This window comes from Streptococcus milleri (assembly GCF_900636525.1).
Taxonomy (GTDB): domain Bacteria; phylum Bacillota; class Bacilli; order Lactobacillales; family Streptococcaceae; genus Streptococcus; species Streptococcus hominis.
In genome coordinates, this window is sequence record NZ_LR134288.1 from 139,663 (window position 1) to 162,952 (window position 23,290).

The 23,290-nt window shown below is 40.5% G+C and carries 20 protein-coding genes and 1 pseudogene; 13 read left to right on the forward strand and 8 right to left on the reverse strand.

Translation table 11 applies throughout. From position 1 onward, the window contains the following. Positions 1-72: 72 nt before the first annotated feature. The 3 genes from EL087_RS00785 to EL087_RS00795 all read left to right on the forward strand — a co-directional run bounded on the left by EL087_RS00785 (position 73) and on the right by EL087_RS00795 (position 2,649). Entirely contained in the window at positions 73-567 is a 495-nt protein-coding gene (locus EL087_RS00785; protein WP_003032083.1) for a DUF536 domain-containing protein, read from the forward strand. Between the two features lie 48 nt (positions 568-615). Further along, positions 616-804 (forward strand): hypothetical protein, encoded by a 189-nt coding sequence (locus EL087_RS00790; RefSeq protein WP_003041651.1) that lies wholly within the window; start codon positions 616-618, stop codon positions 802-804. A gap of 87 nt (positions 805-891) precedes the next feature. Then, a complete protein-coding gene (locus EL087_RS00795; protein ID WP_126408107.1) occupies positions 892-2,649 on the forward strand; it encodes a glycerophosphoryl diester phosphodiesterase membrane domain-containing protein in 1,758 nt (585 codons plus the stop codon). Positions 2,650-2,705: 56 nt separating this feature from the next. Here EL087_RS00795 and EL087_RS00800 read toward each other — a convergent pair whose 3' ends face one another. Further along, a complete protein-coding gene (locus tag EL087_RS00800; protein ID WP_021001211.1) occupies positions 2,706-3,005 on the reverse strand; it encodes a YbaB/EbfC family nucleoid-associated protein in 300 nt (99 codons plus the stop codon). 36 nt (positions 3,006-3,041) lie between these two features. Beyond that, positions 3,042-5,321, reverse strand: coding sequence for a Xaa-Pro dipeptidyl-peptidase (locus EL087_RS00805; RefSeq protein ID WP_126406167.1), 2,280 nt, complete (start codon positions 5,319-5,321; stop codon positions 3,042-3,044). Positions 5,322-5,430: 109 nt separating this feature from the next. Here EL087_RS00805 and gla point away from each other — a divergent pair, with 109 nt between their 5' ends. From gla to fni, 8 genes are all read left to right on the forward strand, one after another. Further along, positions 5,431-6,282, forward strand: coding sequence for an aquaglyceroporin Gla (gla, locus tag EL087_RS00810; protein WP_126406169.1), 852 nt, complete (start codon positions 5,431-5,433; stop codon positions 6,280-6,282). Between the two features lie 216 nt (positions 6,283-6,498). Continuing rightward, positions 6,499-7,764, forward strand: a complete 1,266-nt coding sequence (locus tag EL087_RS00815; RefSeq protein ID WP_126406171.1) for a DUF308 domain-containing protein — start codon at positions 6,499-6,501, stop codon at positions 7,762-7,764. A gap of 81 nt (positions 7,765-7,845) precedes the next feature. Next, entirely contained in the window at positions 7,846-8,586 is a 741-nt protein-coding gene (locus EL087_RS00820; protein WP_126406173.1) for a CppA N-terminal domain-containing protein, read from the forward strand. Continuing rightward, on the forward strand, positions 8,583-9,518 hold the full coding sequence (locus EL087_RS00825; protein ID WP_021001215.1) for a serine hydrolase domain-containing protein: 936 nt from the start codon (positions 8,583-8,585) through the stop codon (positions 9,516-9,518). Before EL087_RS00820 ends, EL087_RS00825 begins: the two co-directional genes overlap by 4 nt. A 165-nt stretch (positions 9,519-9,683) precedes the next feature. Continuing rightward, positions 9,684-10,562: a mevalonate kinase gene (gene mvk / locus EL087_RS00830; RefSeq protein WP_126406175.1), complete on the forward strand. Its 879-nt coding sequence runs from the start codon at positions 9,684-9,686 to the stop codon at positions 10,560-10,562. Continuing rightward, positions 10,544-11,488, forward strand: a complete 945-nt coding sequence (gene mvaD / locus EL087_RS00835; protein ID WP_126406177.1) for a diphosphomevalonate decarboxylase — start codon at positions 10,544-10,546, stop codon at positions 11,486-11,488. The genes mvk and mvaD overlap by 19 nt, the downstream gene beginning before the upstream one ends. Beyond that, positions 11,481-12,485, forward strand: a complete 1,005-nt coding sequence (locus tag EL087_RS00840; RefSeq protein WP_126406179.1) for a phosphomevalonate kinase — start codon at positions 11,481-11,483, stop codon at positions 12,483-12,485. The genes mvaD and EL087_RS00840 overlap by 8 nt, the downstream gene beginning before the upstream one ends. Next, positions 12,478-13,494 (forward strand): type 2 isopentenyl-diphosphate Delta-isomerase, encoded by a 1,017-nt coding sequence (gene fni, locus EL087_RS00845; RefSeq protein WP_126406181.1) that lies wholly within the window; start codon positions 12,478-12,480, stop codon positions 13,492-13,494. Before EL087_RS00840 ends, fni begins: the two co-directional genes overlap by 8 nt. Positions 13,495-13,522: 28 nt before the next feature. On the opposite strand, the gene EL087_RS00850 is transcribed toward fni, so the two are convergent. The 5 genes from EL087_RS00850 to pflB form a co-directional block, all read right to left on the reverse strand. After that, positions 13,523-14,803, reverse strand: coding sequence for a hydroxymethylglutaryl-CoA reductase, degradative (locus tag EL087_RS00850; RefSeq protein WP_126406183.1), 1,281 nt, complete (start codon positions 14,801-14,803; stop codon positions 13,523-13,525). A gap of 1 nt (position 14,804) precedes the next feature. Then, on the reverse strand, positions 14,805-15,977 hold the full coding sequence (locus EL087_RS00855) for a hydroxymethylglutaryl-CoA synthase (RefSeq protein WP_126408109.1): 1,173 nt from the start codon (positions 15,975-15,977) through the stop codon (positions 14,805-14,807). A gap of 133 nt (positions 15,978-16,110) precedes the next feature. Continuing rightward, positions 16,111-16,560, reverse strand: a complete 450-nt coding sequence (locus EL087_RS00860) for a threonine/serine exporter family protein (RefSeq protein ID WP_106382352.1) — start codon at positions 16,558-16,560, stop codon at positions 16,111-16,113. Between the two features lie 3 nt (positions 16,561-16,563). Next, the gene (locus tag EL087_RS00865) at positions 16,564-17,340 is read right to left on the reverse strand and encodes a threonine/serine exporter family protein (RefSeq protein WP_126406185.1); all 777 of its coding nucleotides are present in this window, start codon (positions 17,338-17,340) and stop codon (positions 16,564-16,566) included. 100 nt (positions 17,341-17,440) lie between these two features. After that, a complete protein-coding gene (pflB, locus tag EL087_RS00870; protein ID WP_126406187.1) occupies positions 17,441-19,756 on the reverse strand; it encodes a formate C-acetyltransferase in 2,316 nt (771 codons plus the stop codon). 229 nt (positions 19,757-19,985) lie between these two features. Here pflB and EL087_RS00875 point away from each other — a divergent pair, with 229 nt between their 5' ends. Next, complete coding sequence (locus EL087_RS00875) at positions 19,986-20,645, forward strand: hypothetical protein (RefSeq protein WP_126406188.1); 660 nt, start codon at positions 19,986-19,988, stop codon at positions 20,643-20,645. An 18-nt stretch (positions 20,646-20,663) separates the two neighbouring features. Beyond that, the gene (gene dinB, locus EL087_RS00880; protein ID WP_126406190.1) at positions 20,664-21,731 is read left to right on the forward strand and encodes a DNA polymerase IV; all 1,068 of its coding nucleotides are present in this window, start codon (positions 20,664-20,666) and stop codon (positions 21,729-21,731) included. A 265-nt stretch (positions 21,732-21,996) separates the two neighbouring features. Here dinB and EL087_RS00885 read toward each other — a convergent pair. Beyond that, positions 21,997-23,098, reverse strand: a pseudogene (locus EL087_RS00885) (IS110 family transposase). Positions 23,099-23,290: the final 192 nt, after the last annotated feature.

Here is a 23,290-nt window from a genome sequence, read left to right on the forward strand (position 1 = left end):
AGCAAATTTGACAGTTAAGCCTTGATATGATAAGATTTAGGTATATATCTAGAAAAAGTTTCAGAGGAAATTATGGCAATTGAAAAGACAGTCAGCGAGCTAGCCGAGATTTTAGGGATTAGCCGTCAGGCGATGAACAATCGGGTTAAAACTCTTGCGCCCGAAGATACCGACAAGAATGAAAAAGGGGTCACCGTTGTGACACGCAGCGGTTTGATAAAGCTGGAAGAAATCTACAAAAAGACGATTTTTGAAGATGAACCGGTCAGTGAAGATGTCAAGCAACGTGAGCTCATGGAAATTTTGGTAGATGAGAAAAATGCAGAAATTGTGCGTTTGTATGACCAGTTAAAAGCAAAAGATGCTCAATTAGCTAAAAAAGATGAGCAATTGCGCGTGAAAGATGTGCAAATTGCTGAAAAAGATAAGCAATTAGATCAACAGCAACAACTGACTGCAAAGGCCATGAATGAGCGTGAAACTTTGCTATTAGAATTGGACGAAGCTAAAGAAAAAGTTCAAGCACAAGAGCAGAAAGGCTTCTTTGCAAGATTGTTTGGACGATAGAGAGAATCTCGGTTGAAGAAACTGAGATTTTTTTATAGAATGAAAGGTATGATGAAAGAAAAAGTCGCAAAAGATATCAATATTCTTGCTTCTTTTTGTGGGAAGCGCGATTTGCCAGAATTAACACAGAAAGCTTTAGGAGATAAATATAGCCTAAAACAGGCTGATGTTATGGTGCTGTTTGGTGGGAGTATTCTAGCGGGTGGAGATTCCGACAGAGGTCAGAATAGTTTTTGAAGCATTAAAACAAGATTATGCTGACTTAATCCGTCTAGCAAATCCTCTCTATGCTTTAGTTGATGAAAAATAAGTTAAAGGAGAATGATGAAACAACAGCGTTTAGGTTTTCAAAAACTCTATCAAAATCTTGATAAAATTCTATTTTTGTTTTTTATTATTTTTATGCTGACAGAATATGCTTGGTTGCCTTTTAATTCGTGGGCGGCAGGTACTTTGCTTCGTCAGACGGGCTATCAATTTCTATCGTATAACAATGTAGTTGGAGTGTTATCTAGTCATCCTCTAGTTACTCTGGCTTTTATCCTCTTGTTTTTAGCCAATCTGTTGGTCGCTTATGTTCAAATCACACTTCTTTTTTTAGGAGCGCACAATCTATTGACTCAAGAAAAGCGAACACTCTTGAAATTTACCAAGAAAACCATAGCAGACAGTTTGCTCACCTTAAAGCAGGCACGTCCTAGTAAAATCTTGTTTGTCTTGCTCTACATCGCTCTGCTCTTTCCTTTTCTCCGAAAAATCCTCAAAATTTACTATCTAAACAAAATTTTAGTTCCAAATTTTATCTTAACTTATTTGAAAGAGACGTATTTTTGGGGTGCTGTCGTCCTGACCCTGCTTGTATGGCTGATGTTATTGATTGCGGTCAAGCTGATGTTTGCCTTGCCAAAAATCTTTTTTGAAAATTCTTCCGTAAGAGAAGCGGTGCAGTTCAGCTTAGAAAAAACTAAGAAACGAACTTTCTTTTATTCTTGGCAGTTGTTTTGGATTGTGACAAAGACTTTTCTCTTCTTTTTTGGAATGGCTCTGCCTCTCTTTCTTTTACAGCATGTTGCAGACGGTCATTCCAATCAAGTGGCAACGATTGCTGGTGTGATGAATTATGTGTTGCTGAAAAATGCTCACTATCTGATGTTGAGCTATTTCTTGATTAAATTTGTTTCTTTTCTGACTGAGCAAGGTTTGGTGGATTGTCCGCGGCGGAAGTTCGATCGCGTTTTGCGCTGGCTTGTGATTTCCATTGCTTCTGTATTCTTTGCTGTGGAAGGTTATATGTATCTCATTTTTCCATTGGAAACGGTTCCTGTTACGATTTCTCACCGAGGAGTGTCGCAGGAAAATGGTGTACAAAATACGATTCAGTCATTGGAAAAGACAGCTTTGCTGAAACCAGATTACATAGAAATGGATGTACAAGAAACAAAAGATGGTCAATTTGTCATGATGCACGATGCTAATCTTTTAAATTTGGCAGGTGTTAATGCGAGTCCACAGGATTTGACCTTGGCAGAATTAACTGCTTTAGATGTTTCAGGAAATGGCTATCGGACAAAAATTTCCAGTTTTGATGCGTATCTCAAACGTGCCAACGAATTGGGACAGCGGCTGCTCATTGAAATCAAAACCAGCAAAAAAGATTCTTCGGATATGATGGAGCGCTTTTTGAAAAAATATGGTCCAACGATTAAAAAGTACGGGCATCAAATGCATTCATTGGACTATCGCGTGATTGAAAAGGTTGTGAAATACGATGCCAGCATTAAAAGCTTTTTTATCTTGCCTTATAATACAATCTTCCCACGAACCAAAGCTAGCGGTTATACTATGGAATATTCCACACTGGATGAAAACTTTGTTTCTAAGTTGTGGCAAGCCGATAAATTGCTCTATGATTGGACGGTCAACGATGTAAACAGCATTGCAAAATCTTTCCGCTTGAATGTTGACGGTATCATAACGGATGATGTTCAACTGGTGCAAAGTTCCATTAAAGAGCTGAGAGACAATCCAAAATATACAGACTTACTCCTCAATAAAGCCTTTGATTTCTTTAATTTTACATAAAATAGCCCCCTCTTAGTGGAATTGACTAGGAGGGGGTGAGTTTTTTGAGATTTGTTTTAAAACGGCATTTTGCCTGCAAAGGCACCTAATTTTTTCTTAGTTGCAGCATCAATTTCTGCGAGGGCAGCGTTGATAGCTTGGGTTGTCATGTCAGATAAAGTTTCTAAGTCTTCTGGGTCGACAACAGCTTCTTGGAAGTCGATTTTGACGACTTTTTTATCACCTGTAAGAGTTGCGACCACGAGGCTTTGGGCAGATTTGCCAACAAATTCTGTCGCAGCAAGCTCGGCTTGCCCTTTTTCCATTTGTTTTTGTAATTTTTGTGCTTGTTTCATCATTGATTGCATATTCATCATTGTTTTGGTTCTCCTTAATTTTCAAACATTAACATCTTATTTTACCATATCTGGCACATCTAAGCTAGAGTTTGCTAGGTCAATGGTCAAATGATAGTCGGTATTATCGCGGACGGTGTGCTCAAAGTCGGTTGTGTAAAGGGCGAGGCGAAGTGTATCGCCTATTTTCATTTTGTAAATGGTTGGCTGCAATTCAAAAGAAAATTCCAACCATTGGTCTGGTGTGACTTCTTCGACGGTTAGCAGATTATTGCGGTTTTGCAGATTGAGAAATCCTTTTGTCACAACGCGATGCGGTGTCTCTTTGAAAGGCAATTCCATTAAATGATCCAGCATATAAAAGCGACCATTGTCCATGACTTTTGGTGCAAGGACGCCAGGAATTGGGGTGAGACGTTTAGCTTGTCCAAGATCTAACAGCTGTGCGGAAATCAAGCCTTTATCGGTGCTGGATTTAAGGTGCAGATTGAGCTTGACGGGGCCGTTAAGGAAAAGGTCTTTTTCTAAGGTGAAGTCAACGGTCACTTGATTGACTTTTCCGTCAAAGAGTTCATTTTTGAAGGTTTGATAGGTCTTGCTGAAACGCTTGTAGTCCGTCTCAGAGTAAGCATTTTGAATATCTTGAGTAGTACTACCTAGATTGAAATGAGTGTAGTGTTCTGGATTGCCGAAAGTCTCTAGTGACAACCAGCTTTGTGCTTGACTATTGTCTTGCCAGATTACGGTTGGCAATTCAAAGTGAGAATTGTAGCCTAGCAGTTTCTTGCTGAGAAGTGCATTCATGGATTCACGAAAGTCAATGGATTGCCAATTGTTCATGTAAACGTGAGCGCCGTTGTGGAAAAACAAATGCTTTTTGATGTTTTGTGGCAGGGCGTGGAACATGTTGTACACATTGAGCGGCTTGACATTCCAGTCTTGGGAGCCATGAGTGAAGACGACTTCGGCTTTGACCTTGTGCGCGTGAAGCAGATAGTTTCTGTCATGCCAAAATTGATTATAATCACCCGTTTTGCGGTCGAGATTTTCTTTTAATGTTTTCAGACTTGATTGATACTCGGTGTTGTGGCGAAGGCGTTCGCCGGCTAGAAGATTGCGTGAGTAAGTTAATTCTGTCAAAGAGTCAAAATCTTCACCAGGATAGCCCCCAGGACTTGTCACCAAACCATTTTCACGATAATAATTGTACCAAGAAGAAATGCCAGCTTCAGCAATAATGACCTCAAGACCATCTACGCCAGTTGTAGCTAGCCCATTTGACAGAGTTCCGAGGTAAGAGATTCCTGTTGTAGCAACCTTTCCATTGGACCAAGTGGCTTTGATTTCTCGTTGTCTGGTATGGTCTGTGAACGCACGGCAGCGGCCATTGAGCCAATCAATAACGTTTTTATAGGCTTCGATTTGATAATAATCTCCGCTCGTCATGAGACCGTCAGAGTCCTTTGTTCCCACACCTGATACATATAAATTAGCAAAACCACGAGTAAGAAGGTAGTCATTGAGTGTATAAGTTCCGATATGACCGAGTGTTTCTTCTGCTTGCTCCGCTAATACAGCTTCCTTTTGCGTTTCAATCAAGTGAATTTCTGGGTCACGAACAGTGATTTTTCCAGCTTCTTTTTTAGCCAAATCCACATTCATGTTATAGAGCGCTTTGTCGCTGGCTTTGTCGTTGGTTCCTTGGTGATAAGGGCTAGCAGTCATGACAGCAGGAATTTGTCCGTCAAAATGAGGACGAATGATGCTGACCTTAATCAAATCAGGCAGCCCATCTTCGTCGGTATCCACGCGCGATTCCACATAGACCACTTCGCGGATAGCATTATGGCTAGTAAAGGTTGCAAGACTTTTACCATTGAAATAGTGGTAGGTATTGTCTTCAGGGATCAAGCCGTCGCTCACTAGTTTATCAATCAAGAGATTGCCGTTTTTGGTGCGTGTGTTGAGCAATTGATAGAGGTTTTCGAGCAAATTTCCATAGGTAATGGGAAAGTTTACGTCCTTGCGGAATGTTTCTACATCGTCAAAATCAACAAAGGGCACAAATCCCAGCAATTGAAAAATAATGGTATAAAAAATCTCTGCTGTCAATTCCTGATTGGACGTAAAAAAGCTGAGTAAGTCTGTATTTGAATTGGCAACCAAAGACTTTAAAGCATAGTCTGTATGTTTATAATTAAAAAGAGTTCTACGTACAAAAGTCTCTAAATTTTCTTTATCAGAATACTCTGGGTGGAAAGAAAATCCAATGCTTTCCATTTCAGCCAGCATTTTTTTGTTTGTTTCTGGTGTATAACTATACTGATTATAGCGCATATTTTTACTCCTTTTTTACACTTTGTCAAAAAATAACCTTTACATTATCCATTGTAACTGATAAAATAGGATTTGTCTAAAATTTTTTTAATTAAAGAGGAGAATAAAAATGGATGTCACATGGACTGTGAAATATATCACAGAATTTCTTGGAACGGCAATTCTCATTATTTTGGGGAACGGGGCTGTTGCCAATGTTGAATTAAAGGGAACGAAAGGTCATCAAAGTGGCTGGTTAGTCATTGCAGTTGGTTATGGTATGGGGGTTATGATTCCTGCTCTTATGTTTGGGAATGTATCAGGAAACCATATCAATCCTGCATTCACACTAGGACTTGCAATTAGCGGATACTTCCCTTGGGCACAAGTTGTGCCTTACATTATTGCACAATTATTGGGGGCGATATTTGGACAAGCATTAGTAGTAGCGAGTCACCGCCCTTACTATTTACAAACAACAAATCCTAATTCGATTTTGGGATCATTCTCAACTATTGTAAATACGGATGATGGAAGCAAGAAATCACATGGTGCTTCTATGATAAATGGTTTTGTCAATGAATTTATTGGTTCATTTATCTTGTTCTTTGCAGCAATGGCCATGACCAAAAACTATTTCGGTGCAGAAGTTGTTAAATATGCTGCTACTCGTGGAGTGGATGCTACTCAAATCCAAGGAAAAGTTGCAATTGGTTCTCACATCAATGCCGGACTTGCTGTTGCCCACTTAGCACTTGGTTTCCTTGTCATGGCATTGGTAACGTCACTTGGTGGTCCTACAGGTCCAGGTCTGAACCCTGCACGTGACTTAGGCCCACGTATTCTTCATTTCCTTCTTCCAAAATCAGTTCTTGGTGAGCACAAAGGAGATTCAAAATGGTGGTATGCTTGGGTACCAGTTGTATCTCCAATCCTTGCCGGTATTGCTGCAGTAGCACTTTACAAGATGATTTATGGATAAGTTGTCAAAAAAGAAACGGTTCATTACGAGCCGTTTTTTGATAACGAAGAGATAAGATTGAGCGAAAAAATAGATAAGTGACTAGACGCTTGCCAATATAAAATGCTATACTAAAGAGTAAGGATAACAACAATAATGGGAGTGAGACAGCAAAACTGATTTTTTGCAAAGTAGCAATTTTTGTCTCATTCCTACCTTTTGTTTGGGAGAGATGAAATGGAATTAGATAAACTAAGTGGGAGACGGACTCTATTGTTCGGTATTTTGGCGATTCTTTTTGGCGCTATTATTATTGCAAACGGTGTTGATTTTACAAAATTTGCCCTAGATTTATTGGTCATTTACTTTTTATTTGTCGGAGTTATCAATCTTTTTTTCCGTTTCTTAGTGAAGAAAAATCGTATCAGTCTTGGTTCTGCCCTCCTCCATGTTTTGGTGGGACTGGTTGTTGGCTTTCTTAACCGTGCCAGCAATCTGCCAGTCAATATTGTCATTATTATATTGGGCTGTTATCAGCTGTGTACAGCGGCAATCTATGGTATTACATATCTTCTTTATCGACAGAATAAGTTAAAAGGTGGTTTTCGTTATCTTTTTGATACCTTGCTCTATAGTGGGATTGGACTGACAACTGTCTTTTCTCCTAGCACGGATGGTAGGATGCAATTTTTGATTGTTGGTATTTATCTGATATTACTAGGCTTTTCTAATGTTCGAGATGGTCTTATGTTCAACACCGATGTGGAGAAAAAACAACTTCGACGCCGTATTCGGATTAACCTGCCTATCATTATCGCTGCCTTTTTCCCAGCAGAGCAACTGAATCGCTTTAATCGTTTTTTACAAGGTGAAAAAAAGAAACCACAAAAGGTTTATAGTAGTATCCGAGACGAAGAAAAGCCCATTGACTTAGAGGTGCTAATCCATACGTCAGACCAGAATCTTTTTGGGATGATTGGACACGTTGATATTTGCTATAAAGGAAAAGTTATTTCCTATGGTAGTTATGATGTTTTTTCAGAGCGTTTATTCGGCACGATTGGAGATGGTGTCTTGTTTAAAGTAGATAAAGACGCTTATATTGACTTGTGCAAAGAAGAAAGCAAAAAAACCTTGTTTGGTTATGGGTTATCTTTGACAGATGAGCAAAAGCTAGCTGTGGAGAAACGGTTGGCTGAGATTGATGAGTTGTTGGAAGTGTGGGATCCACCGGCGGATTTGAAAGATGGTAAGCGCACGTATGCTTATAAATTGAAACATGAGTTGAATGCTCGTTTATATAAGTTTAAAACAAGTCGTTTTAAGACTTATTTTATCCTGTCTACCAATTGCTGTCTGCTAGCCGATAGCATTATCGGACAGGCTGGAACAGCCATTTTAGATATGCGTGGGATTATTGCGCCGGGAACTTATCAGTCTTACCTTCAATATGAATTTGAGTCAGCAAATGAGCTGGTAGTGGCACAAAATATTTATCAGTAATAGCATAATTTTTTCTATTTTTACATAAATATTTGTAAAATACACAAAAATTATTTAAAATAGAAAGGCTTGGAGGAATTTATGTGTTCAACAAATAAAATTGTAAATACGATACCAGTATTAAAAATCAATAATCGAAAAAACAATCTCGCATTTTATTGTCAAACTTTGGGAATGAAAAATTTGCTAGAGGAAGGAGCTTTTGTCAGTCTTGGAGATCAGACAAAAGTTGAAAAATTGCAGCTAGAAGAGTCGCCTAGTATGCGCACTCGTAAAGTTGTTGGAACTAAGAAATTAGCGAAAATTGTCATCAAAGTAGCTAATCCACGAGAAATTGAAGCACTTTTGGCGCGTGGTAGCAAAGTCGATTATCTTTACCAAGGTGACAATGGCTATGCTTTTGAAGCAACTTCGCCGGAAGGAGATACGTTTTTACTGCATAGCGAGGAAGATTGGACAACCTTACAGAGAATAATGATCGCACCAGCATTCGCACCGCTAGAGGGTTTTGTAGGGCTCAGCCAATTTACTATAGAGCAGATTCACATCAATGTTCCAGATGAGAAAAAAGCAGTCACTTTTTATCAGGAATGGTTAGGAAATCAGCCTGTTCTAACATTCTCACAAGCAAGCGGAGCAGATTTATTGACGGAGAGTACTCAAACTTGGGATTTGGCAATGATTAAATTTACAGTTGAGCAATTTGATGTGGAAGCGTTGCGCGATTTATCTCAAGGAAGAGAAATTTTTGTTCCTAAATCGGGCAAATTTTTCCTGACCAAAGATGAGAGCCAAATTGAAGTTTGGATTGAAGCGGTATGAGTTCAAGCAAGATTCTCTCAAAAGTCGAAGAACAGATAGCACAACAAATCTATCCTGGAGCTAGCTTAGCTTTGTATACTCGTGGAGAGTGGCAAGAATATTATCTTGGTGAGAGCAATCCTGAGCGCAGTGAGAAAAGCCGAGCAGGACTGGTCTATGACTTAGCAAGTGTCAGTAAGGTTGTAGGTGTCGGAACGATTTTGGCTTTTCTATTCCATGAGAAAAAACTCGATTTAGATGCGCCTCTGACACAATATTATCCCGCTTTTCATGACAATTCTGTCACGGTAGGTCAGCTGGCTACTCACACATCAGGGCTAGATCCCTTTATCCCCAATCGAGATGCACTCAATGCGGCTGAATTGAAAGAGGCGCTAAATCATTTGAAAGTGCTTGATAGCAAGCGTTTTCGTTATACTGATGTGAATTTTTTATTGCTGGGTTTTATGGTAGAAGAAATTTTTCATTCTGCTTTGAGTGACATTTTTGAACAGAAAATTTTTCAGCCTTGGGGTATGAAAGAAACAGCGTTTGGTCCTGTCGCACAAGCGGTGCCAACGGTTCGCGGTGTGAAAGCAGGGATTGTACATGACCCCAAAGCGCGTGTGTTGGGCAGACACGCTGGTAGTGCAGGCTTGTTTTCGACAGTTCGGGATTTGAAGCTCTTTTTGGAGCATTATTTACAGGATGACTTTGCAGCAACTTTGACAAAAAATTTCTCAAAGGAGATTGGAAAAACACGCAGTCTTGCTTGGGATTTAGACAAAGAGTGGTTGCAACACACAGGCTACACAGGAACATTTATTATGTTTAATCGTTTGCAGCAGAAAGCGGTCATCTTCCTTTCCAACCGAACGTATGAGAAAGACGAACGTGCACAATGGATTTTAGACCGCAATGAGCTCATGGATTTGATTAAACAAAATCTGTAAAATGAAGACAGTTAGGATAAGAGCTGGATTTCCTGCTCTTTTTCGCTGTTTTAAAAGTTGAAATAAATTAGTTTGGAATATAAAAGGAATTGACTACTAACGATCGCTTTTTTCTATGAATTATATTAAAATAATAGATGAAGTATTGTGATGTAGAGAGAGAATATGACAAAAAAAGTAGGTGCCGGTCGGGCACATAGTAAGATTATTTTGATAGGGGAGCATGCCGTTGTCTATGGCTACCCTGCTTTGTCTCTACCTTTAACTAATATTGAAGTGACTTGTCGCATTTTGCCGTCAGATCATGCGTGGATTTTGTATGAGGAAGATACCCTTTCTATGGCGGTTTTTGCTTCTTTGGAATTTCTAGGGGTGCAAGAGGCTTATATTCGCTGTGAGATTGAGTCCATGGTGCCTGAAAAGCGCGGAATGGGTTCTTCTGCGGCAGTGAGTATTGCTGCGATTCGAGCTGTTTTTGACTATTATAAACAGGAGTTGGATAGGGAAACTCTGGAGATTTTAGCCAATCGGGCAGAGATGATTGCCCACATGAATCCGAGTGGTTTGGATGCTAAGACTTGCTTGAGCGATCATGCTATTAAATTTATTAAAAATGTTGGTTTTTCAGAGTTTGAGACGAATCTTGGAGCTTATCTTTTGATTGCAGACACAGGGATTTATGGGAATACGCGCGAGGCCATTCAAAAAGTTGAGCAGCTAGGAATGACCGCTTTGCCTTACCTTCATCAGCTTGGAAAATTAACCACTGAAGTTGAAGAAGCTTTGAAAGTAAAAGATTTAGAGAGAATCGGGATAGCTATGTCAGAAGCTCACCTCAGCTTAAAAAATCTAGGCGTGAGTTGCCCTGAAGCCGATCGACTTGTTGCCACAGCGCAAGAAAATGGAGCGCTTGGTGCGAAAATGAGTGGTGGTGGTCTAGGTGGCTGCATTATCGCTCTAGTGGCGAGCAAAGAAAAGGCTGTCAGTTTAGCCGATTTATTGAGGGAGAAAGGAGCGGTGAACACATGGATCGAAAGCCTGTAAAGGTGCGGTCTTATGCCAATATTGCCATTATCAAATATTGGGGTAAGAAAGATACTGTCAAGATAATTCCTGCGACGAGCAGTATTTCTTTGACCTTGGAAAATATGTACACAGAAACAACTCTGTCTAGCTTACCAGCGAGTGCCCAGTCAGATGAATTTTACATCAATGGTGTTCTGCAAGATCAAGCCGAACATAAAAAAATGAGTAATATTGTAGATCGTTTTCGTCCTCAAGGAGCTGGTTTTGTACGAATTGATACCAACAATAATATGCCGACAGCAGCAGGACTTTCATCTAGTTCGAGTGGTTTGTCTGCGCTCGTTAAGGCTTGTAATGATTTTTTTGAATTGCACTTGTCCACAAAAGAACTAGCACAAAAAGCAAAATTAGCTTCTGGATCTTCTTCACGGAGTTTTTATGGACCGATTGCAGCTTGGGACAAGGATAGCGGAGAGATTTATTCAGTAAAGACAGATTTGAAATTAGCGATGATAATGCTGGTTTTGTACGATCAGAAAAAGCTGATTTCAAGTCGTGAGGGAATGAAACGCTGTGCAGAAACCTCCACGACATTTGAGGATTGGGTGAGACAGTCAGAAGAAGATTATAAAGCTATGCTGACTTATTTGTCTAACAATGATTTTGCTAAGGTGGGAGAATTAACAGAAAAAAATGCGCTTGCCATGCATACTACCACTAAGACAGCAACGCCAGCTTTTTCTTACCTGACCGAAAAAAGCTATGAAGCAATGGACTTCATCAAACAATTACGCAGTCAAGGAGAGCGTTGTTATTTCACTATGGATGCAGGACCAAATGTAAAAGTGCTGTGTTTGGAAGAAGATTTGGAGCATTTGGTGCCGATATTTGCAACAAAATACCGCCTCATTGTCTCTAAAACGAAGGAATTGCCAGATGACTAAAACAGTAAGAACATGTGGGAAATTGTATTTGGCAGGGGAATACTCTGTATTGACAGCGGGACAAGGCGCGATTCTGAAAAATATTCCGATTTATATGACGGGAAAAATTCATTTTTCTGAACGTTATCAGTTGTTTTCAGATATGTTTGACCATGCTGTGGATTTGACACCTGATAATGACTATTGTCTGATTCAAGACACGGTTGCCGTCATGGACGAGTTTTTGCAAAGTCGATCCATTTCACTGCGTCCCTTTTCCTTAACCATTACTGGAAAAATGGAGCGAGGTGGGAAAAAAATTGGTCTTGGTTCTAGTGGGAGTGTCGTAGTTTTAACCATACGCGCGATAGCAGTCTTGTATGACCTAGCTTTATCTGCTGATGAAACTTTTAAGCTAGCAGCCTATGTTCTTCTTAAACGTGGTGACAATGGCTCAATGGGAGATGTGGCTTGTATCGCTTATGAAGATTTGATTTATTACCAATCTTTTGACCGCAAAAGAATAGCGGAGCAGATCAATGAGTCGCCCTTAAAACAGGTAATATCCCAAGATTGGGGATACGTCATTCGGAGGATTCAACCACAACTTACGTTTGACTTTCTTGTAGGCTGGACAAAAGAACCAGCTATTTCTAGAGATCTGATCAATCAGGTCAAATCAGCAATTTCATCCAGTTTTCTAACACAAACACAAGAAGAAGTTCTTCGACTGGAGAAGGCGCTGCTTGCTGGTGAGAAGGAAATTATGAAAGAAAGCCTAGAAAAGGTTAGCTACCTATTGGCGGAACTTAGCCCCGCTATTTACAATGAAAAACTGAGAGCTTTAAAAAGAGCCAGTCAAGGATTGGACTGTGTGGCAAAGAGTAGCGGTGCTGGCGGTGGTGACTGCGGCATAGCATTGTCATTTAGCGAGACAGATAGTCAAATCTTAGTGGAACGTTGGCGGGGGGCAGGAATTGACCTTTTATATAAGGAAAGGTGGGGAATGGATGAATAAAAATCGCAAAGACGAACACATAAGATATGCGCTTGAGTACGATTCGCCTTATAATAGTTTTGATGACATGGAGCTTATTCATTGCTCGCTTCCTAAGTATGATTTGGACGAGATTGATTTGACGACGCAGTTTGCAGGCAGAGATTGGGAATTTCCGTTTTACATCAATGCTATGACAGGTGGAAGTGAGAAAGGGAAGGGCATCAATCAGTGCTTGGCACAAGTTGCAGAAGCTTGCGGTATTCTTTTTGTCACAGGCTCTTACAGTGCTGCCTTGAATAATCCAACAGATGACTCATATACTGTCAAGCAAGATAAGCCAAACCTGCTCCTTGCAACGAATATTGGACTGGATAAGCCGTATTCCTCAGGGCAGCAGGCAATCACAGACCTTCATCCTCTTTTTTTGCAAGTGCATGTCAATCTCATGCAAGAATTGCTCATGCCAGAAGGAGAACGTTCTTTTAAAACTTGGCGAGCACATTTAAAAGACTATGCAGAGCAAAGTTCAGTTCCAGTAGTATTGAAAGAGGTTGGCTTTGGTATGGATTTGGCAACGATCGAAACTGCTTATGACCTCGGTATTCGAACGGTTGATCTTTCTGGTCGTGGCGGAACGAGCTTCGCCTATATTGAAAACAGGCGCGGTGGCAATCGAGACTATCTCAATGATTGGGGGCAATCGACACTCCAAGCCTTACTAAATGCTCAGCCGATGATGGATAAAATGGATATTTTGGTGAGTGGTGGCGTACGGCAGCCGCTTGATATGGTGAAGGCTTTTGTGTTAGGAGCTAAGGCTGTAGGACTTTCACGCACCATGTTAGAATTGATTGAGACATATTCAGTGGATGAAGTCATCACGATTGTAAACGGTTGGAAAGAAGATTTGCGCTTGATTATGTGTGCACTTGGTTGCCAAAATTTGCCGGAATTAAGACAAGTACCGTATCTTTTGTATGGACGTTTGCGAGAAGCACAAGGTCAACTAAATAACGAAATCCGATGAGTTTTTTCACTTATCGGATTCTTTTTGTCTATGATTTTTGACGAATATTTTCTAAAATTTCTTGTGCTCTTTTGAGACTAAAATGTTTCTCAGAAATGAGCTGAGAAACCAGAGGAGCGATTTCTGTATCCTTAGCTCCTGCTAAAAGAGCGAGAGATTTGGCTTGTAGCTTCATGTGACCGTGCTGAATACCGGTGCTGACCAGCGCTTTTAGAGCTGCAAAATTTTGCGCTAAGCCGATAGACGCAATAATACTGGCTAACTCTTTGGCGGTTGGTTGTTTTAGCAAATCGAAGCTAACTTCCACCGTAGGGTTGAGCCCAATGGAGCCCCCTTTGGTAGCAATGGGAAGAGGAAGCGTAATCTCTCCGCAGAGCGTTTGAGTGGCTTCCTTGATTGACCAAGTAGTCAATCCTTGATAGGAACCATTTCTACTAGCATAGGTATGCGCGCCTGCTTCAATCGCCCGCCAATCATTTCCTGTTGCTAATACGACAGCATCAATCCCGTTGAAAATGCCTTTGTTGTGGGTACTGGCACGGTAAGGATCTTGTTTGGCAAATTGGCTTGCCAGCACGATTTTTTTAGCAATGTCAATGGCTTCTGATTTATTTCGACTAAGAAAACGAAGATCAATTTCACAAGTGGCAGTTACCAAGGCTTCTGTCGCATAATTTGATAGAATTGCCATCAAGCTTTCACCGCCAGTCAACTCTTCTAATGGTGTTTTCAACGCTTCTAGCATGGTATTGAGGATATTGGCGCCCATAGCTTCTTGGGTGTCAACTGTTAGATAAACGACTAAAAATTCAGCTTCGCCATTTAGCCATTCTACACGTAAATCACGCGCACCACCTCCGCGGTTGACAATCGACGGGTGTGCTTGATTGGCCAGCTCTAGCAATTCTTGCTTGTGATTTTGGATATTTTTTATAGCCACTTCAATATTTTCTACTTGATAAAGAGCAACCTGTCCAATCATTTGACGATTGTGAATAGTCGTTTTGAAGCCTCCAGAGCGCTTAATAATTTTTGCTGCAAAGCTAGCAGCCGCAACGACAGAGGGCTCTTCTGTTACGAAAGGTACCTGATAAACTTGCTCGTCTACCACAACATCAGGAACGAAAGAGTAGGGCAGAGCAAATGTCGCCAAAACATTTTCGCTCATTTGGTCGGCTGTTGATAGAGGGAGCATGTGATTATGCTCAAGGTTTGTTTGATTATCCTCGTTTAGTAAGTGATAGTCTTTTAAAATTTGCAAACGTTCTTGCAATGATTTTTTGGAAAAGCCCGTCCAACTTATCTTCATATTATTTTTCCACCTTGATGTATGTACGTTGGTGTTCTACGATTTTTGCTAAGGCAAAGTCTTGATTTTCATAGCCTGTGAAGCTAGCAGAGCCATTTTCATCTAGTTTTGCTTCTTCAAAAAATACCTTCTCATAATCTGGAATGCTCAGAGGCGTTCGGCTGTCAAGTTTTTCCATACGATTGGTTTCAAGCTGTTGCTCAAAGCCTGCTACGAGCTGCCCACTAAAGATTTCTGATACAGCTCCACTTCCGTAGCTAAAGAGCGCAATGCGGTCACCTGCTTTGAGTGTCGTACTATTTTCAAGTAGGGAAAGGAGACCTAAAAAGAGGGAGCCCGTGTAGATATTCCCTACCTTTTGGCTGTAAAGAATGGATTGCTCAAAATTCGCTTGTAGTTGCTCTTGCTGCTCAATTGGCAAACTCTTATCCATAATCTTTTTCATACCCTTTAAAGCTAATTTAGGATAAGGCAAATGGAAGCAAACTGCTGCAAAATCTTTTAAGGACACTTGATTGTGCTTTTGGTACTCTGCCCAAGTTGTTTTTAGACTGTCTAAATACTGTTGCGTAGAATACATGCCATTGACAAACGGCGTTGTCGAATAATTTGGCCGCCAAAAGTCCATAATATCTCGTGTTTGAGCAACATTGTCTTCATTAAAACTGAGAATCCGTGGATTACTTGTGATGAGCATAGCCACTGCTCCAGCTCCTTGTGTTGGCTCCCCTGGTGTCTCAATACCGTATTTGGCAATATCGCTTGCAATGACCAACACCTTTGAGTTAGGGTGTTTTTCGACGTGCAACTTCGCATAATCCAGTGCGGCAGTAGCGCTGTAGCAAGCCTCTTTCATTTCAAAACTGCGTGCAAATGGCTGAATTCCAAGCAAACCATGAACAAAAACAGCAGAAGCCTTACTTTGGTCAATCCCAGATTCGCTGGCTATGATGACCATGTCAATAGCCTGTTTATCTTCTTCGGTCAAAATAGATGCTGCTGCACTCGCTCCCATGGTTACAATATCCTCTGTGACAGGGGCAATACTAATTTCTTTTAGTAAAAGTCCCTTGCTTAGTTTTTCCGGGTCAATGTTACGCGCTTCTGCCAAATTTTCTAATTTTAATACGTAATTGGCTGTCGCAAAGCCAATTTTATCAATTCCAATGTTCATCATTACCTCTATATATTTTTCGGTTTGATACCAAACTTATTCTATTCCATTTTATCATAATTAAAGTGGAAACTGAGAAAAAAGCCTTCTTGCGAAAAGAAAGACTTGGGACATTTTCAGGAGTTATGTCGAATTATGAGGAGCGATGCTTTTGCAGATAATGGTAGAGTCTGAGCACCACCGTACCACTTGCCATTCCAATTGAAATGACCAAGGCTAAAATCACCACCAAGGTAGCATTAACCATAGCATGACTATAATCTCCAGTGACAAAATAGGCCGTTGTACGATAAGAAAGATAGCCCGGAACCAATGGAGCTAAAATGGCTAAGATAAAGACGACAGCAGGGGTTTTATAAAGAATGCTCAAAACTTGACTAATGCAAGATCCGATAATAGCTGCGATAAACGTAGCAATAATCACATTTGTTGGACCTTTTAATACATAATACAAAAGCCAGATGAACATTCCAAGGATTCCTCCTGGAATGAGCATTCTTTTTTGAACATTTAAAACGATTAAGAACATTACAATTGCAAGAAAACTTGCTGCAGCTTGTAGTAAGACAGTCAATGGATTCACCTTTTATTTCATTAAGACGAGAGCTACGGAAGTGCCAGCTCCGAGTGCCAAAGTGATCAACAGCGTTTCAAAGATTTTGCTCATTCCGGAGTTGAGATGATTGGTCATCAAATCACGCACGGCATTGGTCAGAGCAATACCGGGAACAAAAGGCATGACAGCACCAGCGATGATTAAGTCCGCACTGGAAGGAAAGCCAGAATAGCGCGCCCAGATCTGTGCCAGCAGACCAAAAATAAAAGCTCCTGCAAAAGCTGTGATAAAAGGAATGCGCACGTATTTATTGACCGAAAGAGAAAAGGTAAAGCCAAAGAAGGTCGCAAGAGCAGCGCCGAGTGCATCATAGAGATTGCCACCAAACATTATAGAGAAAAAAGGGGCACTAATAGTAGCAGCAAATGTCAGTTGCCTGTTTGTGTAAGGTGTCTTTTTCTTTTTTAGCTGAGTTAATTTCTCAAAAGCATCTTCAAGACTGATGTCCCCGCTAACCAGTTCACGCGATACTTGATTGACATCGCACACTTTTTCGATATTGTAATTTGAATGAGTAATGCGTTTCATACGCGAAATATTGGTGTTTTCAATTGAAAAGAAAATGGCAACTGGCATTGCGAGTGCATTACAATCCATAATTCCTTGAGAATGAGCAATCCGAATCATGGTATCTTCAACCCGATAAATTTCAGAACCACTTTGAAGCAGAAGCGTACCTGCTAACATCAGGACATCAACAGTTAGATTAAATTTGTCTTCCCTTTCTACATCTCTTTTCTCCACCATTTTTACACCCTTTTCTTTTAACTAACAATACCTCTATTATAGCATAAAAAAGAAGAAAACCAGCTGGAATTTCCAACTGGTTTTTGAGAATAGAATTGAATTAGCTAAGGGCATCATCCATTGAAAGCACTTCGTGGAAGACACGTTGAGTCAATTCAGTTTTTTGTTCTTTAGTAAGGTATTTGGTATTGACACAGTAACCTGAGATACGAACGATAACATCTTCACCATTCATAATCTTATCATAGACATCTTTAAGATCCATAACGTTCAAGTTGACGTGTTGTCCTCCATTTTCAAAGTAACCGTCAAGAATTGTGACCAAGTTATCCACTTGTTCTTCACGAGTCTTACCAAGAGCACGAGGTGAAACTTGTGTAGTGAGAGAGATACCATCTGCTGCATAGCCAAAGTCAAGGCTGGCTAGTGAGTTGAGATTTTGCAACCAACCACCACGAGCTTTGTTAGATGGGTTCGCACCTGGTGAGAAGAATTCCAATTTAGATAAGTTCACTGAACTATCTTCGTTGAGGTATACCCCTTTGTGGACCGGTGAGTTACCAGTTTGTTTAGAGTAAGCAACGTTGGAAGTGATCGTCAAGAGTGATACAGTTGCTTCAGCGTTCTTGTAAAGTCTGTGGCTACGAAGACGAGTTGTGTAGGCTTCAATCAGCCATTCGGCCAATTCGTTTGAGCGAGGATCGTCTTCACCCCAACGTGGATATTCGCCAGTAGTTTCGTAGTCGTAGATATAACCATTTTCGTCACGGATTGGTTTGACAGTAGCATATTTGATAGCAGCTAATGTATCAACAGTATTGGCAAATCCACAGATACCAAATCCCATGTTAGCACGTTGATGTGTAGGCAAAAAGGCCATTTGAACAGCTTCGTAGTTGTACTTGTCTGTCATGTAGTGAATGATGTTCAAAGCATCTACATAAGTGTCTGTCAACCAATCAAGTGATTTTTCAAAGTTTGCCTTAACAGATTCAAATTCAAGTACTTCGTCGCGGATAGGGTCAATATCAAATACTTTGTAATCTTTGTGAACATCATCGTAACCACCGTTAAGACCTGTAAGAAGAGCTTTTAATACGTTTACACGAGCACCGAAGTATTGGATGTTATGGCGTTGTTCTTCATTTTCTGGGTCAAGTGGTGACACACAGCAAGAGATACAGCTCATTTCACCATAGCCATCTTTCGCCATTGTTGTTACACCTTCGTATTGGATAGAAGAGTGTTTGTGACTCATGTGCATGCAGTAATGACGGAATGCATATGGTAATTTATCTGTCCAAAGAACTGTCAAGTTTGGCTCTGGTGAGTTACCGATATTGTCAAGTGTATTCAAGAAACGGTAGTCCATTTTTGTCACACGGTGACGACCATCATTTCCCATACCCGCCATAGACGTTGTGATGAAGGTTGGGTCACCTGAGTAGAGTTGATCGTATGCTTTTGTACGAGCAAATTTTACAGTACGAAGTTTCAAGACGAAGTCATCAACAAATTCTTGGATTTCTGATTCTGTGAAAGTACCACGAGCAAGGTCGCGTTCTGCATAAATGTCAAGAACGATTGGCACACGTCCAAGAGAAGTAGCAGCACCATTTACGACACGGCAGACAGCCATGAAAGCGATATTCACCCATTGGATAGCTTCTTTTACATTCATTGCAGGTCTACGAACATCAAGTCCGTAAAGGTCACCCAGGCGGACAACTTCTTTCAATGATTGGTATTGAAGGTTGACTTCTTCGCGGAGACGGATTGTTTCTTCGTCAATTTCAGTTAAAGCATTCCAATCTTCGACTTTTTCTGCCATCAAGTAATCTGCACCGTAAAGAGCAAGACGTGCGTAAACACCAATGATACGTCCACGTGAATAAGCATCTGGTAAACCTGTTACAGTGTGTGCGTGACGTGCACGACGGATATTTGTTGTGTAGGCACGGAAAATACCGTCATTTACAGTTGTTACGTATTTTGTGAAGATTTCATGCATTTTAGGATCTGGTTCATAGCCATGTTCCTTCAAAGCAGTTTCCGCCATACGGATACCACCTTTTGGCATGAAGTTTAATTTGAACAATTCATCATTTTGGATACCATAAATCAATTCATTATCTTTGTCAATATATCCAGCTGGAATATCAGCGATTGAAGTAGCACGTGTATCCATTGGGAAACGTGTTTCTTCATAATGTGCTTTTGTATCTTCGATAATTTTTTTAATGTGAAGAGAGCGTTCAGTTGGACCAGCTAAGAAACTTTCATCTCCGTCATAAGGAGTGTAGTTTGCTTGTACAAAACGAGATACGCTAGCTTTTTCGCGCCAATCTTCCCCTTTGAAGCCTTCCCAGGCTTTGTCAAAAATATCCTGTGCTTCGACAACAGTTTTAACAACCATGTTTTTTTCCTCTTGTATCTTTCTAGTAACACAAATCTGTTACATTTATAAACCAAGTATACCACACAGTAACCGATTTCAACAAGGAGAAAACAGGCTTTTTAGCGCTTTCTTTTATAATACAGTTTGACAACTAGAGTTAACTGTGTTATAATTTTGAAAAGTCAAATGAAAACAGGAAAAGAATCTAATAAACTTAGATAGTTTACAAAGTTAAGGGGGACTTATCATGAACAAAAGTAAAAATATTACAGGCTTTGATTTTCTGTGGTTAGCTTTGTATACTACTGCTGCCTTTTTATTTGAATTATTACTGGTGACAGTGGAAGGATTTTGGGGGATTTCAATTTATCACGCAACAAAGTTTCAGATGATTGCTCACTGGATAGTGACTAGTTTGGGCTGGTTTGGTTTCGGTTTCGGTATTATTGCTCTGGCTAAAAAACAAACTGGCTTTGACCTTTTGAAAACGGAGAAAAAAACTGTATCTGTTTGGCAATGGTTGGCAATTGTCTTGAGTTTTATCCTTATTACACTTGTCCAATACTGGGATTGGAAGGGTTTCAAAATTTCGATTGAATTTCAGCATTTAGGTTGGTTGAAGTTTCTATTTCAATATATCTACTATGCTGCTGAAAGTTTCCTGATTTCTCTGGTACTGGTTTTCGGACAAAAAGCTTTTGAGACTTGGTTTAAAAATGATAAAATTCCCTATGGCGGTATTCTCTTAGGTTTGACATGGGGCTTGATGCATATCTTGTCAAAGGGAGGTGTCTTGACAGGAATATTAACTTGTTTGGCTGGTTTTCTATTCGGCAGTGTTTATCTCCTAGTGAATAAAGATTACAAGAAGACTCTCGTCATTGTGACTTGCTTATTTATGCTTTAAAAGATTCTAGGAGACGGTATGTTAATTTTTCCGCTTATCAATGACACATCGCGAAAAATCATCCATATCGATATGGATGCCTTTTTTGCTTCGGTGGAAATCAGAGATAATCCTAAGTTAAAGGGTAAACCTGTCATCATTGGGAATGACCCCAGACAAACAGGTGGGCGGGGAGTCGTTTCTACCTGTAGCTATGAGGCACGAGCTTTTGGTGTTCACTCAGCTATGAGCTCCAAAGAAGCTTATGAGCGTTGTCCACAGGCGGTTTTCATTTCGGGAAATTATGAAAAATATCAGGCAGTCAGCCAGCAAATTCGAGCCATTTTTAAACGATATACAGATATGATTGAGCCAATCAGTATTGATGAAGCCTATCTGGACGTGACCAAAAATAAGCTGGGTATGAAATCTGCTGTCAAGATAGCCAAGCTAATCCAGCACGAGATATGGACAGAGCTTCATTTGACCAGTTCAGCTGGTGTGTCCTACAATAAATTTTTGGCAAAAATGGCTAGTGACTATGAAAAGCCTCACGGCTTGACAGTTGTTTTGCCAGAAGAAGCAGAATCTTTTCTCTCTCAAATGGATGTGGCAAAGTTTTACGGTGTTGGAAAAAAGACGGTGGAAAAATTGCATGATATGGGCGTTTACACAGGAGCAGATTTGTTAGAAATTCCTGAGATGACCTTGATTGATTTGTTCGGTCGGTTTGGATTTGACCTTTACCGCAAGGCAAGAGGAATCAGCAATTCACCAGTAAAAGTCAACCGTATTCGTAAGTCTATCGGCAAGGAAAGAACTTATGGGAAATTGCTCCATAACGAAGATGACATAAAAAAGGAGCTGACCCTTTTATCACAAAAGGTAGCTCGTAGTTTAAAAAAGCATGGAAAGTCTGGTAGGACGATTGTTCTAAAGATTCGCTATGCGGATTTTTCAACATTGACAAAAAGGCGTAGTTTGATGACTAGGACGCAAGACGCAGAGCAGATTGAGCGCATTGCGCATGAGATTTATGATAGCTTGGACGAGCAGACAAAGGGTGTGCGTCTTTTAGGAGTGACAGTGACAGGATTTGGGATGTAAAAAAGTTTGGAATGGGGAGTTCCAAACTTTTTTGGCTCTATAATTTCTGTAGTGGGTAACACCACTGCAGAGATTATGGAGCCATTTTTCTACCATTTGTCAAGCAATTCAATGTTTTTCAGTCAAAGAATTGATGATTGATTTGATTTTAATAGTTTATCCTATCCCTTTTCGGCTCTTTTGATTGGAAAAAGAGTACACAAAATCAACACCTTATCTAGCTATTTTTTTCATAAGGTGTTACAATGATAGAGCATAGACGGCTTTAATGATTTTGGGTTAAAGTGTAATCGTAAAGTTTGTTATGCGTAATGAGGTAATACATTGTCCTTATGAGGCGATGCATTGAGGCAATCGTATGAGGCTTAGTTGAAGTCGTCTGCGATTGTCTTTTTCGTTTCTCATAAAAGTCCGCAATGTGGCAAGGATTGGTATGACTGGCCGAAGCAATGTTGTGAATGGTCTTGAAGAGAATCTTTCTGGCATAAGGATTGCCCCGCTTGATGATATGTTCTTGGGCTAAATAGTTCCCTGATTCATAGTGTCTCAGATCAATCTCGATAAAGTCGTTGATTTGATTGGGAGACTGAAAACGACGGATATCTCCTAATTCGCCTATGATAGAGGTGGCGGTTGTTTCAGCGATACCAGGGATGGAGAGAAGAATCTCGTATTCTGGTAGAGGTTTTCTTGGTAGCACAATAAGACTGTTTGGCTAGTTCAATGAGTTTCCTCACCAGATAAGCGACACGCTTGTCAGAGATGCGTTTGGCTGTAGACTGCCGAATGATGGTAGTCAGTTCCATCTCAGATCCCTTCGGGACGAAAGCTTTGCATGGGAATGCCCTCACCAGCTGCCAGTATTGTTCACCTGTTGGTGTTGACAAGATGGACTCCAGTTCGGGGAAGGTCACTTGCAGTACTTTGTGAAGGCGGTTCTTAGTACGAACGGTATCCTCTGTCAGATTCTGATAGAAACGACTCAAATCCCGCAAGTCTTGATAAACCTCCTCTTGCACATAGCTTGGCTTACGGTTTAAGACGAATTGTGACTGTGCCAACTTCTCTGCATCGATTTTATCCGTTTTACGGACACGCAAGCTGTCTAGCTACTTCTTAGCTTCCAAAGGATTGAGCCGTGTATAAGCGTAGTTATTCTCCTCCAGAAATGCCTGAAGGCGCCGAGAATAGACCCCAGTCGCCTCAAAGATGATTTCAGGGTGTTGGACGGTTTTTAAATCGCTCAAGAGACGTGCAAATCCGATGGTATCGTTGGGCATGGTGTAGCCATGAACTTTCTCACCATTCACTAAAATAGCCACCTCTGAACTTGCCTTACTCACATCAATTCCAAACACAGTCCGCATGATAAATCCCTCTTTGTCTTGAATGATACCTTGTTTTAGTGATGTCATTTTCAATACACGACGTCAAGCGTCCCACATACTTTGATAACATTCTTCCTAAAACAGGTGTCTTGCCAGTTTTGTGTACGACATCAAGCGTCAAAAAGACCCTCGACTTAACAAGACACCTCTACTTTAACATAAAGAAAAAGC